The organism is Neolewinella aquimaris (genome assembly GCF_014197245.1).
GTDB classification, from domain to species: Bacteria; Bacteroidota; Bacteroidia; order Chitinophagales; family Saprospiraceae; genus Neolewinella; species Neolewinella aquimaris.
In genome coordinates this window covers 210,940-226,981 of the sequence record NZ_JACIFF010000006.1, presented here as the reverse complement: position 1 = coordinate 226,981, position 16,042 = coordinate 210,940, and the positions used below count along the sequence as shown (strand labels likewise).

The following is a 16,042-nucleotide window of genomic DNA, read 5'->3' as shown; positions in this document are numbered from 1 at the left end:
GGTTGGACGGGTACCCCCCGTTGGACCGCTGTACAAAACCCGCCCGACTTCACCAAAAAAACCCCGATCAGATTCAAAAAAATCTATTCCCCCGCATAGCTCACCCCAATTTGCCGCCGCACCTCCGTTAGAGTTTTGTGCAGCAACAGACTGTCTTCCAACGACCACTGCGCTGACTCCCTACGGCCGGCCCGCACATCCTCCATCACCGCTCTGGCCTCAAACAGGTACCCCTTCCCGTCGAACGGGTGGTAATGATTGACGGGCGGATCGTTCTTCCCCCGCAGAACGCTGTACCCGCGCGACTCATGAAAACGGGGATGAATGTGCAATGCCCCCTCCGACCCCAGTAAAAGCGCATCGCACTTGGTGATGCCCAAGAGGGTGGAGTAACAGTGTGCCAACGCTCCACCAGCATACCGTAGCGTGACCTGGGTATCCACATCCGCACCTGCGTCCGTCACCCGCGCCGTCGCGTTGATTTCGACGGGCGCGCCGAATATGTACTGAGCCAGCCAGATCGGATAAATACCGATATCGAGGAGCGCTCCCCCACCGAGCGCTGGGTTATAGAGCCGATCACGGGAATAATCCTCCCGCGGTTGACCGAGGAAGCCAAAGTCCGCCCGCAACCCCTCTACCCTGCCGATCGCACCGCCGTCAATCGCCTTTTTGGCTTCCACCAGCGCGGGTAGAAAACGCGACCACAGGGCCTCCATTAAATACACCCCACTCTCGCGCGCGGCAAGCACCATCTGTTCGACGGCACCGTAACTCATCCCCAGCGGCTTCTCACACAGTACGGGTATGCCGCGCCGCAGGCACAATAACGTAAGTTCCAGGTGTCCGGAATGCGGGGTAGCAATGTACACCGCATCGATTCTTGGACCCTCGAAGGTCTGTTCGTAGGTGCCCGCCGCATGTTCCGCACCGTACTGTTCCGCGAACGCATTGGCCCTTTCCTGGGAACGAGAACCCACCGCAACCAACCGGGCATCTTCGATCAAGGCAAGGTCCTGGGCAAACTGATGTGCGATGTTACCGAGGCCGAGAATGGCCCAATGAAATGTGGCGATGGCAATGTATTTTGGTCGGGACCAAGGTAGCAATTTGTTTGGGCGGGTACGCGGGTGCCGTGTATTTACGGGAGCTTCGCTCGCAGTCACCGTGGCATTCACCCGGAAGGTACTTAGTTTTATTATTAAGCAAAGCAACCAATTCGCACCCCAGCGGTTATATTGGCGTTCCTAAACTTTCAATTACTCCAGATGTCCGCCGAAATCGATCTCGCTACTCGCAACCTCAAACGCCGCGGCTATTTAGACCTCGACGTAGACCCGACCCTCGATCTGGCCGAGGAGATCAACCGGTTGAAGAAGGAGCGCAACGCCGTTATTCTGGCCCATTACTATCAGGAGTCGGAGATTCAGGATATTGCCGACTACATCGGCGACAGCCTGGGCCTGAGTCAGCAAGCCGCCTCCACCGACGCCGATATCATCGTATTTGCCGGCGTTCACTTTATGGCCGAGACCGCCAAGATGCTCAGCCCACAGAAGAAGGTCCTCCTCCCCGATCTGAAGGCCGGATGCAGCCTGGCCGATTCCTGCCCCGCCCCCGTTTTCGCAAAATTCAAGGAAAAGTACCCGGACCATATCGTCGTCAGTTACATCAACTGTACCGCGGAGCTAAAGACGCTGACGGACATCTGCTGCACGAGTACCAACGCGCGCCACGTGATCGACTCCATTCCCCTCGATCAGCCCATCATTTTCGCCCCCGACGTCAATCTCGGTCGGTGGCTGATTAAGGAAACCGGTCGCGACATGGTGTTGTGGAACGGCAGCTGTATGGTCCACGAGATCTTCAGCCACGAAAAGATCACCAAGCTCAAGATCGCTCACCCTAACGCGGCCTTAATCGCTCACCCCGAATGTGAAGCCCACATCTTGGATATGGCAGACCACGTCGGCTCCACTTCCAGTCTACTACGCTTTACCCGCGAGAGCCCCCACAGCGAGTACATCGTCGCTACGGAACCCGGCATCATCCACCAGATGGAACTGGCCGCCCCCGACAAGGTCTTCTATCCCGCCCCGCCGAACAATACCTGCGCCTGCAACGAATGCCCGCACATGAAGCGCAACACCATGGAGAAGCTCTACCTCTGCATGAAGTATGAGATGCCGGAGATTACCCTCCCTGAGTGGGTCATTGAAAAAGGAGTAAAAAGTATCGACCGAATGCTGGAGATCTCCGCCCGCGCCGGCCTCTAAACCGTTGAACCTCTTCCCTTCAGGTAGCGAACGAAGCGGACGGTTATCGCTAGCCCCGGCAGCAGCACCAGAATACTGTAGAATAGGGCGACGGTACCGAAAAACCCATCCCCCGACCACTGCTCCAATCCGTGCAGGCATAGGGTGACCCCCAGGTTGATTCCGAGAAAGGAGGCGTATTCCTTCCAGTCGCTCCGTCCACCGAAATCACCGAAACGGCGCAACCCTTTGAGGTACCCGGCGATCATTCCTCGATATCGAAGCTGTATTCTACGAGTTCGATCACCGGTCTTCCGTTGCGATCACTCTGCTCAAGGAAAATGTCGATACCGATGGTCTCGGCTTCTTCCTTGCTGGCACTATCGAAGGTGACCTGCAGCGTGCCCCGGTCGCCGGGTGCGTATACGTTGGAGTTGTCGTGTTCGATCGTCGTACACTCACACGCCTGGATCAGCATGATCTGGGCTGGGACCTTCCCCTCGTTAACGAAGGTATAGGTGAAGGTTCTTTTCTCCCCCTGCTTTACTTTTCCAAGATCGATCTCGCGTCGGTCGAACTGGAGAATGGGTAATCCGTCGATCTCGGCCTTGGATTTACCGTGCAGGGTGCTTTTCGGACTAATGCTATCGCGCGGTTCGGTATTGCGGTCGGGGCCTTCGATGGCCCGTTCGATGATATCACGCCGAATGATGATGGTAGTCGGCCCTTCGAGCACCTTGAATTCCGTGCGGCGGTTGAGCTGGTGGGCGATCTCCCGTTGCTCGTTGTTCGGCAGAGCGTTGATGTAGGCTTCACTCAGGGTATCGCCCGGCTGAAAGATTCCCGTGCGGCCGGCCAGTCGTTCGGAAACGACCAGCGGTACCGTCTCTCCGTATCCTTCAAACTTAACCCGGTTGGCGGCGACGTCTCCCTTAGCGATAAGCCACCGGCGGGCCGCGTCCGCCCGTCGCTTGCTCAGGTTCAGGTTGTACTCATCCTGCCCCCTGAAGTCGGTGTGAGAACTCAGCTCAATGACCAGTTCGGGATACTGCTGCATGAGTGCGGCCAACACCCGGAGGTCCCCCTCGGCATCGGGTCGGATATTGGACTTGTCCAGATCGTAGAGAATATTTTCCAGTGCGATGGACTCTTCGATCTCGATGGTATCGTAAACGGGAATGGTGGCGGGATCGACGGGAATCGGTTTCAGGAAGAATACCTGCTCAAAGCTTTTGCTCTCCTCCAGGCCCAGGGTGTTCAACTCCACAGTATCCGGGTAGTAGCCCGGATGCTTGGCAATGACGCTGTACTCCGTCTCGAGCACGAGGGCGAAATCGAAGCGGTTGCCGTTGTCGCGGCTTTTCTGGGATCCGGGCCCCTCCGGCTGTCCGTTCCGGATGGGCTGCAGCTCGATGGTTCCGTTATTAAGGGGCTGTCGCGCTTCGCTGAACAGACCGACCACCAGATTCGCGTAAAGGCTCGCGATCTCGAAACCGTAAATATCGTCGCAGCAGGTCTTGCTCTTTACCGACCGGCCCTCTCCGGGCCGATTGCTGGTCATAAATCCGATCAGCCCATTACCGTAGACGCTCAGGCTCTGGTCGTCGACGCTGCTGTTAAATCCCGGCCCCATGTTTTCCGGGGTGCTCCATTCGCTGCCGTTCCAGGCGGAATAGAAGAGGTCGGTGCCCCCCATGGTAGGAAGTCCGTCGGTGCTGAAGTAGAGGGTTCCGTCAAAGTAGAACGGAGTCATATCGTCACCTACGGTATTGATTTTTTCACCGAGGTTAACGGGGGTAGCGTAGCGGCCTTCCCCCTCGTAAGTGGCATAGTAGATGTCGAAGCCGCCGTACCCGCCGTCCATATCGCTTACGAAGAACAGCACCTCTTCGCCAAACAGCTCCCCCGTCGCAGGTTGCAGGGCGAGATAGTCGTCGCTGTTGATCCCGGATACGGGATTGCCGCTTTTCCAGCCGGTATCGTCCACGTCGCTCAGGTAGATTTTGGCCTCCGCTACCTTGTTGCTGTTCATGGCCAGGCGATTGTAGTACAACCGGCGACCATCGGCACTCAGGCTCGGATTGGCGCTGTGGACACCCGGACGGTTCACCTCCCGTCCCAGGGGCTCCGGATTTTCCCACTCCCCTTCCTCGTCCCGTACCGAGCGGTAGATCCGCAAAAAGGTATTCTCATCGTTGGCGTCCGTTAGTTCTACCGGCGTTGTCGCCTTTACCGTAGCGTAGTACAGGGTGTTTTCGTTGGCGCTGTAGACGGGCGAGTATTCGCTCCACACGGTATTGATCTTGCGGTCTAGTAATTCCAGCGCCACCTCCCCGGTTTCCGCCACGGCATCGCGGTACATGCGGGCACCTTCGATCTCCATCCGGGCAAGTTGGCCGAGTACGGGGTCGTCGTTATGCTGCAGGAAGTTTGTCAGGTAGGTCACCGCCTCGTCGTACTGCTGGTCCATCTTGAGCAGGCGGCCGAAATAAAAGCGGTGGATGTTATTGGTCGTATCGCTTGCTTCAATACGGCGAAAGGTCTGGGTATACCCCCGGATGCCGGCTGCCACGTCGCGCAGCTCGTAGTTCATCTGTGCCATCAGGGGCAGCAGGTAGTCCTCGTCGTTCTTGTCGTGTAGCTCCCGGTAGGTATCGAGGGCCACGGTCCAATTGTAGGTAACGCGGGCGGAGTCCGCGGCGGCCAGTAGTTGTTCTTCGTTGGAGCTGCCGGCGAGCGGCTGGGCGAAGGAGGGCAGGGCGACGGCCAGGAAGAGTGCCGTGAGCAGTAGCGACTTGGTGTCCCGTAAAGTATCCGTAAGGGTCCGTATCATGGAATGGGCGGGAATAAGTGAACGATTAAAAACGTGGCCGGCAGGCATTAAATTCTCGGGCACAACATCGCGGGTACGACCGTTGGCTTTTTGTAAATATTAAAAATGTACTGTGCCGACAATTCGAACGCTCCCTGGTAATTCGTTACCGTTCGGGACTGGCTGAGGGTGATGTCGTAGCTAAGGGCTGCCCGGATTTGCTCATAGTCCAGACCTATTAGCACCTGCGCCGCGTCGCCCGTACGATACCCGAGCCCTAACCGAAGGTTAAGGTTGGGCTTAAGCGCCCGACTGCCCCAGGCCTGCACGGAAGCGGAGGTAACCGAGCTGGAAGACTGCACGAAGAGCGAGGGCTGAAACCGCCACTTTTCACTCAATTCCAGATCCAGGCGCGCGTGGCCGTGCAGCGTCGATCGGCGACGGCGCTCGTTGTCACCGGCCCGGGTTCCCAGGGTCGTCGTGTCCACGGCCAGTGTATCCGTACTTGGGGTAAGCAGGGTGCCACGTTTCGGCCCGTTGAGGTGAAGGACGCTTACGCCTACCTCCAGCAGGTTGCTTTTCTTCGGGTCCAGTACGGAGCGCAACATGACCCCGGCGTTGATGTCGTTGTAGCTCTTGTCACTCCCGCTTCCTTCGGCGTTGCTGGGCTTGAGCTCGCCCTGTGTCTGTCCCCCGCCACCCAGGGAGGGGTCGATGGTAAGTTGTTGGCTCAGGGTGGCCGAACCTACATCCAGACTGTACGTAGTGCTTCCGTACTGAGCACCTAGGGTGAATACGTTGCGGCGATTGTCATCCAGGGCGAGGTGGTAGGCAGCGGAGAATCCGAAGAAGGTAGATTTTAATCCCAGGTCGCCGGTCGTGCCGGCCTTGTCGCTGACCAGATTGGCCCCCACCCCGATCCAGTCGTACTTACGCAGGCCCTTGATGACCGGCGCGTCGACGTAGGCACTGGGCGTGCTGAGGCCATTAAGGGTGTACCACTGGCCCCGGTAGATGCCCCCCACCCGCAGGCTTCCACTGTATGCGCCGGTCTGTGCCGGATTTAACCACAGGGGATTGTAGTCGTGGAGGGTGAAGTGATTGTCCTGCGACCTCACCGCCAGCGAGCAGCAAAAAAACAAAAACGCAAGCAGGTAGTGACTCGATCGCATGGGCAAGGTTTACGGCCCAAGATAAGCACCAGTAACTACTTCCTGACCAGCGGCCGTTTGTATACCGGAACCGTGCTGCAGGGCTCGCCGAACATAATCGATCGGGCTACGGGCCGCAGCTTGGCGGTGATCTCCAGATAGGCGGCGGCCGGCACTTCCCGGTCTCCGCACCCCTTGATCACGACGCGCTGGTCGGCAAAGTTTTCCGGGTCCAGCCGATCAACCGCACGCCGGTAGTGATCGCGCAGGTACTCCGCTTCGGTACCCTGGTAAATGTCGGCGGTATAGGGCACCGCCGCAGCGGCAACCAGCATGTAGGCCCAGGCCGGGATGATGGCGTCGGCGGAGCAATACACCAGCAGGACTTTGTCCTGATACTGACTAAAATCGTGCTCTTTGATGGCTTCACGAAAATCCTTCTCCTTCAGGATCAACTCCATAAAGAGGTACTCCTTCAGGTCGAACGGCACCAGTGCCCGTTCGGGCCAGTAATCTTCCAACTTGAGCGTAATCAGGCCTGCGGCGGCGACTTTGTTGACCATGGGGGTTGCGTGTTAGCCGGCTTCTTCCGCCACCTCGACCATCAGCTCCTCGGGCTCGCCGATGGTTTGCTCCGGTAGTTTGAACTCGCGGGGCTGGGGCAGATCGGCCATTGACCGAATGCCGAAATAGTCCATAAATTTTTCGGTCGCGCCGTACAGCAGGGGTTTACCTACGCTTTCCGACCGGCCGATAATGGTAACAAGCTCCTTTTCCAATAGTTTCTGCAGGGCATAATCGCAGCTGACGCCCCGAATCTTTTCCAGTTCGGACCGGGTCACCGGCTGTCGGTAGGCGATAATACTCAGGGTCTCCAGGGCCGAGCGGCTAAGTTTCTTGGTGCTCTGCTGACGTAAGTGTACCCCAATGGTCTGGTGGTAGGTGCCCTTACTCATAAACTGGTACCCCCCGGCTATCTCGATGACCTCAAAGCTGTGTTGCGCGTGGTCGTAGCGGCGGCGGAGCTCGGCGATGCATTCCAACAACTGGGTGTCCGCGAACTCCAGGCCGAAGGTTTCCTGGAGTACCGCGCGAATTTCCGCAAGCGGTATCGGCTGGGGAGAAGCGAAGATCAGGGCTTCAATGTGTTGAGCAAGAGATTCCAATGGCTAGGGGTATGGGTGAAGGATTAGTCTTCCTCGCCGAAATTTCCGCGGATGTGCCGGAGGAGTTCCTGTAACCGCTCGTAATCCGCTTCGGTAAGGCCTTCCCAGGTTTGACGACGGAGGTCTTTGACGTAGGGCATGATGCGCTCGTGGATATTCCGGCCGGCTTCGGTGATCACGACCTGGTACCGGCGGCGATCGTTCGGAAAACGGCGGCGCTCCACCAGCTTCTTTTTCGCCAGCTTATCGATGATCCTGCTTACCGTAGGAGCGTCCTTAAACGTACCGTTCGCAAGGTCGGTCTGACTGGCATCTCCGTCCGTATATAACCGGTCCAGCAGGACCCACTGCTCGGTACTAATTTCAATGCCCTCATCCTTAAAAGCGCGGAGGTAGTGTTGTTTGAGCAGGCGGGTGGTCCGGTCTAGTACCGTACCGACGTTGGGGTAAGCGAGTGGTGACACGCAGCTAAGGTAAGGCAGTCACCAAACTATTTCGGTAGTATTCGGCCAGTAACTGTTCCGGAAGCCAGTGACTGCCGACGTACCGCTGCAGCGTGACGGACGGCAGGGGTTCGTACATACTACTTAACCGATCGTGGTGCAGCAACGGGTCCTTATCTCCGACGAAGACCGTACAACTCATGTTTCTGTCCCGTAGGGCCCGTTCGAAAGCGGCCGGCCGCGGGGGGAATTTCAGCACGCTTCTCAGGGTGCCCGCCAGCCGCCGCCGAAACGGTCGGTCGTTGAGGTTATACTTCAGGTATTCGGTGGAATACCGGTTAATCAGTCCGCGCTTACTCAACCACTGGCTCATCCGCAGGATTGCCCGTGGCCGTTCCGACAGCCGCGCCAGGGGTTTGACCAGGGTGGCGGGGAGGGTATCGATCCAGTTGGTGTAGCGCCCTCCGGCACCATCGGGGGCAACGAGGGCGAGATCGCAGAGCTTGTCGTGGTGCAGACCGGCCAGGCAGGAGCTCAGGTAGCGCCCGCCGAGGCTGTGACCTAGCAAGTACACGGGCCGATCCGGGTAGCGATCCAGTAGCTGCTGGAGTAATGCGGTAAGCTCCTCGGTGGAGTACCGATCCGTGTACCATTCCGACTTTCCGTGGTAGGGCAGATCGGGTGCCAGCGTGGTGAAGTGGTCGCCCAGGTGAGTACCCAGCCGCTCCATCCGAGCCCCGTTGCGTCCGAACCCGTGCAGCGCAATCAACAGCGCGGTGCCCTGGCCGTACTGCCGCACAAAGAGCCGGTCTTGGGGAGCGGAAGGATCGGAATCGGGTTTATCGGCGGTAAGCCAGAAGTGCGTAGTCATAAGTAACGAATGCTTGCGGGATTAACACCGCCAGCAGCGGGGCAGTTGGGTAAGCCGCACATCAGTGCCATTTGCCCCGCTCGGATTCCTCTCCATCGATGCCTTCCAGGTGGTCGATAAATTCAATCCGGGGTATCGCCTGCCCTCCGAGACTCCGGAGGTGACCCGTCTCCTGCTGGCAATCGATCATCCGGTAGCCCTTACTTTCCAACCGGCGGACAAGCGAGATGAAGCCAAACTTGCTCGCGTTCGGTCGCTTGAAGAACATACTTTCTCCGAAAAATACCTTGCCCAGGGCAAGACCGTAGAGCCCTCCCACGAGTTCATCCTCTTCGTATACTTCTACGCTATGGGCAATCCCGAGATCGTGAAGGGCACCGTAGCCCGCAATCAGCTCGTCCGTGATCCAACTTCCCCACTGCCCGGGACGGTGTAGCGAGCGGCACTCTTCCATCACCCGACGGAAGCAGGTGTCGTAGGTAACCCGGTACTTCTGCTGATTGAAATAAGGGCGCATACTCTTACTGACGCGCAGGTTTTCCGGAAAAAGCACGAAGCGGGGATCGGGATGCCACCATAAGATGGGTTCTCCTTCCGCAAACCAGGGAAAAAAGCCAATACGGTAAGCATTAAACAGTCGATCCGGGGAAAGATCGCCACCAAAACAAGCAGGCCCTTCTCCGTTTACGCGCAGGGGGTTGGGAAACAACTCCGGAAACCGGGGGTCGAGGCGATATAGGGGCATCTACTACCCTTTCCCCTCAATCACGGCACTGAGGCCGCGGTCGCAGAGTGCGTCCTTCTTGGGACGCAACTCATTAAAGGCAGCCGACTTAACGGTAGCCTTACCCTTGAGGTGAATCATAAGGGCCAATTGTTCGGATTGCTCGGAGGAATGCCCCAGAACATCCACGAAGCTCTGCATGACCCAGTCGAACGTGTTGTGATCGTCATTGAAAACGATCAGGTCGGCGGGTTCCCCGATGCTTACGTCAATGTCCTCTTCGAGTAAGACGTCTTCCTGGCCGGATGCAAATATGCTCATAACTTTACGCGCTAATTCTTAAAAAAACTACTGTAGGCCGGCCAAAGTTTCCTTGATTGCCGAATAATCGGGCTGATCTCCCGCCGATTCGAGCACCTCGGCGTACCGAACCACTCCCTCTTCGTCGATGACGAAGGCGGCCCGCTTACTTACGCCTTCCATTCCCATTACGAACGTATCGTAAAGGGCACCGTACTGGCGGCTTACCTCCTTATTGAAGTCACTCAACAGGGGGAAGTTCAGTTCATGCGCGGCTTTGAAGCGCCCAAGCGTGAATACACTATCCACACTTATAGCTACAACGGATGATTTCAGCCGATTGTATTCCGCAAGCGAATCTCGCATGGTACACAACTCTTCCGTACACACGCCGGTGAACGCCAGCGGAAAGAAAAGAACGACCAGGTGACCACCGGTAAAATCAGCCAGACCGACCTCCTTTTGCTCATCACTGTATAATTTAAACAACGGGGCTTTGTCACCAATTTTCAGGGCCATGGCAGCAATTGTATTGAAGTGCTAAGACAATTGACCCGACCGAAGGTTGAATGCGAGAGTACCCGCAGCCCCGAGTACCGGATGGCTAGTGCGCAATTGACTAAATTTGCAATTCAAACATGCATTTGCAATGGGGATCACTTCAGCACAACGGGCACATAATGTGCGCATCACCGGTGCACCTACGGGGCAACCCATACTTTTCGCCCACGGATTTGGCTGCGATCAGGATATGTGGCGATTGGTCGCTCCCGCTTTCGAGGACCGTTACCGGGTGATCTGCTTCGACTACGTCGGTGCCGGAGGCGCCACGCGCCCATTCGACCCCCAACGGTACGCGGAACTGGAAGGGTACGCAAAGGATGTACTACTCATCATCAACGAACTCGAGCTGGACGATGTGATCTTCGTCGGACATTCGGTAAGCGCCATGATCGGACTGCTCGCCGCAAAGCAACTGCCGCACCGTTTTGCAAAAACGGTTATGATCGGCCCCTCGCCCCGCTACATCGACGACGGTGAGTACCACGGAGGCTTTAGTAAGGAAGACATCGACGATCTGCTGTCCGATCTGGAAAGTAATTTTGTAGGGTGGTCCGCCGCCATGACGCCCCACATCATGGGAAATGCCGACCGGCCCGAACTGACGGAAGAACTGAACCGGTCATTCTGCCGGATGGACCCCGAAGTGGCCATTCATTTTGCCCGGGTCACCTTTCTCTCCGACAATCGCGCCGACCTTACGCAGCACCACACCCCTACGCTGGTACTACAGTGTAGTGAAGACGTCATCGCGGACCGCGCCGTTGGGGAGTACATCTCCCGGCAACTGCCCGATTGTACGATCGATTTTCTATCCGCAAAGGGACACTGCCCGCACCTGAGTGCGCCGGAGGAAACCATTGCCTCCATCAAGCGCTTTCTGGACGCCGAACCATATGACTGAGAAAAATCCGCTATCCAGTCTTCACGTCTCACAACAAATTGATGAGCGCGCCGGCCAGTTGTTTGAGTCCGCTCCGTGTGGCTACCTGTTTACCTCGACCACGGGCCGGTTTTTGCGGGTCAATCAAACGTTCTGCGAATGGCTGGGATACACTTCGGCAGAACTGGTAGGCTCGTGCTCGCTGATCGATTTGGTAAGTCGCGGATCCCGGATCTTTTTTGAAACCCATTTTTTTCCCGTTCTAAACCTTCAGGGAACGGTAGAGGAGATCAACCTGACCCTCCAACGGAAGGACGGCAGCCGCTTCCCAGTCCTCATCTCAGCGACCCAACACCACGATCCGGAGGGTCGCTTCCTCTTCAACAGCCTCATCATTCTCAACTTTGCCGTTCGCAAACAGTACGAATCAGAACTACTGGAGGCCAAAAAGCGGGCGGAATCGTCCGACCGGGCCAAGTCGTACTTTTTATCCACCATCAGCCACGAGGTGCTTACCCCCCTGAATGCGATCATCGGCATGTCCGACCTGCTGGAAACGACCAACCTCACCCCCCACCAGTCGCGCCTGCAATCGATTCTCTCGAAGTCCGCGGTCCACCTGCTGCAATTGTTCAAGAACGTACTGGTCGTCAGCAAGGCCGGTCTGGGCCAATTGAAGGTAGCCAGTAATCCCTTCGATCTGCGCGAATTAACGCACTCCGTCGTTAATAGTTTTCGTTTCGACAGCCGCAATCATGGCCTCGAACTCCACGTCGAGATCGATAACCGCCTACCGGAAACGCTGGTGGGCGATGCCACCCTGATCAGCCAACTGCTCACCAACCTGGTCGGTAATGCGGTGAAATTCACCGATGGCGGGTCGGTGCGTACGCAACTTTCGGTCCGGGAGTTGACTCCCCAGGAGGTCGTGATTGAGTTTTCAATCGCCGATACCGGCATCGGAATCCCCGCCGAGAAGCTCAAAAAGCTCTTCGTTCCCTTTTCCCAGGCATCCAAGGACATTCACTCCCGCTACGGCGGTTCGGGGCTCGGCCTGGCCATTTGCAGCAGCATTCTGGAACAGCTCGATAGTCAGATGGAGGTCGAAACCGAAGTGGGCGTTGGCTCCCGGTTCTCTTTTGAATTGACCCTCCCCCGGGGAGAAACTCCCCCGCAACCCAGCCCCCCGCCTCACAAATTGCCCCGCATCAATCGCGGCAGGGTGCTGCTGGTGGAAGATAATGACACCAATGCCTACCTGGTTTCCCGTTATTTCCGCCAGTGGAACGTTGCCTTCGATATTGCCACCGACGGCAAAGATGCCATCGAGCAGGTGCAGGAAAAAGAGTACGATCTAATCCTGATGGACTTACGCATGCCCGTAATGAACGGATACGATGCGGCGGCCCACATCCGTCAACTCAAGGCCCCCCGGGGCTCCATTCCCATCATTGCCTTCTCCGCATCCTCCAGCCTCACCATGAGCAGTCGAATGCGTGAGGCGCAAATTGACGACTTTTTACTTAAACCCTTCGCCCCCGGAAAGCTCCACGCTATTTTATTAGAGTATTTACCCGCTCTTCTCCCAAAGCCAGAAGATATGTCGCGCACCCGCTTTAGCCAATTACGCCAAACTTTCGACGAAGACCCGGAGGAACTCGCCGCATTCGCCGTGATCCTCGAACGGGAATTGCTCACCGCCGCCACCGAGCTGGATGCCGCCATAGCGGCCACCAATGCCCGCACCGTCGGCGATCTGAAGCATAAACTGAAAACCAGCATGCAACTGCTCGGTGCGGGCGAACTGATGAAGCGCCTGGGTTACATTACCGAAGACCTGAAGAACCAGGAGCCCGTAGAGCCCCAGCGCCAGCGGCAGGTGGTGGCCGACCTGCGTGAGCTGGCCCACCAACTCAAAAACGAGAAGTGGTAATTAGTCCACGTCACGCCCCCGCATCGCCGCGGCAACGTTGCGGTCCAGCGCCTCGTGGGCCAGTGGTGTCGTAAACGTATTGAGTTCCGCCAGCCGCTCATTGATCGCGTCCTTGTTGTCGCCCTCGGTACTGCGCGCCAGTGCATCGATGTACCGGTTGATCTCGCTGACCTGTTCGCCCGTCAACCAATCTTCGTTCTGCTGAATAAACTTTCGCGAGCTTAGCAATACATTGTTCGCTTCGGTCCGGGCCTCGGCCAGGCTTCTTGCCCGCATGTCCTCCTCGGCGTGGGTAAGGCTGTCAATGAGCATCAGGGCCATTTCCTCCTCACTAATCCCGTACTGCGATTTGATGGTTACGCTCTGCTCGGTACCGCTGCGGTGCTCCGTAGCCTTCACGCGCAAAATTCCGTCTGCATCGAGGTAAAAGTGGATCTCGATCTGGGGAATTCCGGCCGGCATGGGCGGTATGTCGGTAAGGATAAACTCCCCCAACTTCCGGTTATCGGCGACCATGTCGCGCTCGCCCTGGTACACGGCGACCTTGAGTTTTACCTGTCCGTCCACACTCGTCGTGTACTTCCGCCCGACCTTCGTGGGCACCTTTGAGTTGCGTGGAATAATGGGATCCATGAGGCCACCCACCGTTTCGATACCGAGGCTCAGCGGCGTGATGTCCAGCAGCAGTACGTCCTGCTGGTTGCCCGCCAGTACATCCGCCTGAATGGCCGCACCGAGCGCTACTACCTGGTCGGGATCAAGGCGATCGTTCACTGCCTTGCCGAAGAACGTGCCGACCTGCTCCTTCACCAGCGGCACCCGCGTGCTGCCCCCTACCATAATGACGTGGTCGATATCACTCTTTTCCAACTTCGCGTCGGCAAGGGCACGGACGCAGGAGCTGAGCGTACGCTCAACGAGCGGTGCAAACCGGTCGTTGGCCTCGGCGCGGGTGAGGGAAAGCGGTGTTCCCCTAAACTCCGCCGAGAACGTTTCCTCGCTCGACAATACTTTCTTAGCCCGTTCGGCCAGCAGGCGGATCTCCCCCCGCTCCCGGGTGGAGGAAAGTTCCAAGCCGTGCTTCTCCCGCCACAGGTCGACGATCGCCTGGTCGAAATCATCCCCTCCCAGAAAGGTGTCACCGTTGGTGGACAACACTTCGAATATTCCCTGCTCGATCCGCAGGATCGACACGTCGAAGGTGCCCCCCCCAAGGTCGTATACCGCGATCGTACGCCCCTCATCTTCATCGGTGAGTCCGATGCCGTAAGCCAGGCTGCTTGCCGTAGGCTCGTTGACAATGCGCAGTACGTCCAGACCCGCCAGTTTTCCGGCATCGCGGGTGGCCTGCCGCTGGGCGTCGTTGAAGTAAGCGGGTACCGTGATCACGGCCCGGTTAACGGCGCTACCAAGTTCGGCCTCGATGCGCTCTTTGAGCGACTGCAGGATACGGGCGGAGAGTTCGATGGGACTGTAGTACCGGGTGCGCCCGTCGCTGCTCGTGACGGCCACCTTCACGAGGCGGTCCTCATCTTCGTCGATGATGCGGTACCCGAAGCGATCCTTCACTTCACTCAGGTCACCAAAGCTTTTTCCCAGCAGACGCTTAACGGAGTAAATGGTGCGTTCGGGTTCCGTTGTGAGAAAGGGCTTGGCCGCTTCCCCTACGACCACGCTGCCGTCTTCCCGGAAGTGGACGATACTCGGCACCAGTACGCTCTTTCCGTCCTTCCCGGCCACGGCCACCGCGTGGCCGTCCTTTACGTGAGCGACCAAACTGTTGGTGGTGCCAAGGTCGATTCCGACAATGGTTTCCCCGACGGAGCTCACCGCCTCGTCCTCCTTCACTTTGCCCGCCTGTAAGTCAATACTATATTTTGCCATGGAGCTAATACGTCTCAGGTCACGGACTGGTTTTACCATCCGGGAGCCCGTGGGGCGGAGAGAAGGTCGCCCGTGCATACTCCCAAGTGTAGATTTTACTAGATTCACACTTCGCACGAGTATATTGCCGCAAAAACCTGCCCATGCTAGTATCCATCAACCCCGATAATCCACAGCCCCGCCTCATCAAGCAAATGGTTGACATCCTCGAGGAGGGCGGCGTCATCATCTACCCCACCGATACGGTCTACGGCATCGGCTGCGACATCACCAACAAAAACGCCGTAGAGCGCGTAGCTCAGATCCGGGGCATCGACCCCCAAAAGGCCATGTTCAGTTTTATTTGCCAGGACATCAGCCAGGTCACCGAATATTCGGCCACCATCAACAACGACATCTTCCGGGTCATGAAGCACAATCTGCCCGGTCCCTTCACCTTCATCCTGAAGTCCAACAACCGCACCCCTAAGGTCCTCAAGAACCGCAAGGAAACCATCGGCGTCCGCATCATCGACAACAACATCGTGGACGCTCTCGTCCGTGGCCTCGGTCGGCCCATCCTCACCGCCAGCGTAAAGCACAGCGACGCCGTCAAGGAATACTACACCGACCCCCACGAAATTAACGACGCATTCGGCAAGCGGGTCGACGCCGTCATCGACGGAGGAATCGGCGGCAACGAGGCCAGCACCATCATCGACTGCACCGGCGAAGAAGCCCTGCTTCAGCGGGAAGGCGTCGGCGTACTGAAGTAAGGCGCTAAATCTCCTCCCGCTCCCAGTCCGTCTGCCCAAGGTAGATCAGAATCAGCCCCACGATGATCATCAACAGCCGCAGACCGAAGGAAAAAGCCACGCCCAGTTCGTAGATCCAGGACATGAAAAAGATGTCCACGCCCACCATATTCAGCAGTATCGACACCAGGCCGAGGAAGAACAGCAGAAATCCGATAACGGTAAGGGTGGTGGCGTGCTTGAGCATCGTGAAGGCAGGATTGGTCACCTGCAAAACTACCACCGGACTGGGGGTGTTGTCGCAACAAGGGTGATATTGCTCCAT

General features: G+C 57.4%; 17 protein-coding genes. 4 read left to right on the top strand and 13 right to left on the bottom strand.

Annotated elements, in window-relative coordinates; all coding sequences use genetic code 11:
- Window positions 1–83 precede the first annotated feature (83 nt).
- Window positions 84–1,166: a Gfo/Idh/MocA family protein gene (locus tag GGR28_RS12660; protein WP_319936731.1), complete on the bottom strand. Its 1,083-nt coding sequence runs from the start codon at window positions 1,164–1,166 to the stop codon at window positions 84–86.
- A 102-nt stretch (window positions 1,167–1,268) separates the two neighbouring features.
- Here GGR28_RS12660 and nadA point away from each other — a divergent pair, with 102 nt between their 5' ends.
- Window positions 1,269–2,276 carry a quinolinate synthase NadA gene (gene nadA / locus GGR28_RS12655; protein WP_183496171.1) on the top strand — a complete coding sequence of 336 codons (1,008 nt, stop codon included), beginning with the start codon at window positions 1,269–1,271 and terminating at the stop codon, window positions 2,274–2,276.
- Here the strand turns inward: nadA and GGR28_RS12650 are convergent.
- The 10 genes from GGR28_RS12650 to GGR28_RS12605 all read right to left on the bottom strand — a co-directional run bounded on the left by GGR28_RS12650 (window position 2,273) and on the right by GGR28_RS12605 (window position 10,241).
- Window positions 2,273–2,500 carry a DUF805 domain-containing protein gene (locus GGR28_RS12650; RefSeq protein WP_183496170.1) on the bottom strand — a complete coding sequence of 76 codons (228 nt, stop codon included), beginning with the start codon at window positions 2,498–2,500 and terminating at the stop codon, window positions 2,273–2,275. The genes nadA and GGR28_RS12650 overlap by 4 nt on opposite strands.
- 20 nt (window positions 2,501–2,520) lie before the next feature.
- A complete protein-coding gene (locus GGR28_RS12645; protein ID WP_183496169.1) occupies window positions 2,521–5,088 on the bottom strand; it encodes an OmpA family protein in 2,568 nt (855 codons plus the stop codon).
- 47 nt (window positions 5,089–5,135) lie between these two features.
- A complete protein-coding gene (locus tag GGR28_RS12640) occupies window positions 5,136–6,239 on the bottom strand; it encodes a PorP/SprF family type IX secretion system membrane protein (protein WP_183496168.1) in 1,104 nt (367 codons plus the stop codon).
- A gap of 35 nt (window positions 6,240–6,274) precedes the next feature.
- The gene (locus tag GGR28_RS12635) at window positions 6,275–6,781 is read right to left on the bottom strand and encodes a DUF2480 family protein (RefSeq protein WP_183496167.1); all 507 of its coding nucleotides are present in this window, start codon (window positions 6,779–6,781) and stop codon (window positions 6,275–6,277) included.
- 12 nt (window positions 6,782–6,793) lie between these two features.
- A complete protein-coding gene (gene scpB, locus GGR28_RS12630) occupies window positions 6,794–7,384 on the bottom strand; it encodes an SMC-Scp complex subunit ScpB (protein ID WP_183496166.1) in 591 nt (196 codons plus the stop codon).
- Between the two features lie 23 nt (window positions 7,385–7,407).
- The gene (locus GGR28_RS12625) at window positions 7,408–7,848 is read right to left on the bottom strand and encodes a MarR family winged helix-turn-helix transcriptional regulator (RefSeq protein ID WP_183496165.1); all 441 of its coding nucleotides are present in this window, start codon (window positions 7,846–7,848) and stop codon (window positions 7,408–7,410) included.
- Window positions 7,849–7,852: 4 nt separating this feature from the next.
- Window positions 7,853–8,698, bottom strand: a complete 846-nt coding sequence (locus GGR28_RS12620) for an alpha/beta fold hydrolase (RefSeq protein ID WP_183496164.1) — start codon at window positions 8,696–8,698, stop codon at window positions 7,853–7,855.
- A gap of 61 nt (window positions 8,699–8,759) precedes the next feature.
- A complete protein-coding gene (gene aat, locus GGR28_RS12615) occupies window positions 8,760–9,443 on the bottom strand; it encodes a leucyl/phenylalanyl-tRNA--protein transferase (protein WP_183496163.1) in 684 nt (227 codons plus the stop codon).
- A 3-nt stretch (window positions 9,444–9,446) separates the two neighbouring features.
- Window positions 9,447–9,743 carry an ATP-dependent Clp protease adaptor ClpS gene (locus tag GGR28_RS12610; protein WP_183496162.1) on the bottom strand — a complete coding sequence of 99 codons (297 nt, stop codon included), beginning with the start codon at window positions 9,741–9,743 and terminating at the stop codon, window positions 9,447–9,449.
- Window positions 9,744–9,770: 27 nt separating this feature from the next.
- The gene (locus GGR28_RS12605) at window positions 9,771–10,241 is read right to left on the bottom strand and encodes a redoxin domain-containing protein (RefSeq protein WP_183496161.1); all 471 of its coding nucleotides are present in this window, start codon (window positions 10,239–10,241) and stop codon (window positions 9,771–9,773) included.
- 130 nt (window positions 10,242–10,371) lie between these two features.
- On the opposite strand from GGR28_RS12605, the gene GGR28_RS12600 reads away from it, so the two are divergent.
- On the top strand, window positions 10,372–11,187 hold the full coding sequence (locus tag GGR28_RS12600) for an alpha/beta fold hydrolase (RefSeq protein ID WP_183496160.1): 816 nt from the start codon (window positions 10,372–10,374) through the stop codon (window positions 11,185–11,187).
- On the top strand, window positions 11,180–13,099 hold the full coding sequence (locus tag GGR28_RS12595; RefSeq protein WP_183496159.1) for a PAS domain-containing hybrid sensor histidine kinase/response regulator: 1,920 nt from the start codon (window positions 11,180–11,182) through the stop codon (window positions 13,097–13,099). The genes GGR28_RS12600 and GGR28_RS12595 overlap by 8 nt, the downstream gene beginning before the upstream one ends.
- On the opposite strand, the gene hscA is transcribed toward GGR28_RS12595, so the two are convergent.
- Window positions 13,100–14,983: a Fe-S protein assembly chaperone HscA gene (hscA, locus tag GGR28_RS12590; RefSeq protein WP_183496158.1), complete on the bottom strand. Its 1,884-nt coding sequence runs from the start codon at window positions 14,981–14,983 to the stop codon at window positions 13,100–13,102. It abuts the gene before it with no gap.
- A gap of 143 nt (window positions 14,984–15,126) precedes the next feature.
- Here hscA and GGR28_RS12585 point away from each other — a divergent pair, with 143 nt between their 5' ends.
- Window positions 15,127–15,738, top strand: a complete 612-nt coding sequence (locus GGR28_RS12585; RefSeq protein WP_183496157.1) for an L-threonylcarbamoyladenylate synthase — start codon at window positions 15,127–15,129, stop codon at window positions 15,736–15,738.
- Between the two features lie 4 nt (window positions 15,739–15,742).
- Here the strand turns inward: GGR28_RS12585 and GGR28_RS12580 are convergent, their stop codons facing one another.
- Entirely contained in the window at window positions 15,743–16,042 is a 300-nt protein-coding gene (locus GGR28_RS12580; RefSeq protein WP_246416701.1) for a hypothetical protein, read from the bottom strand.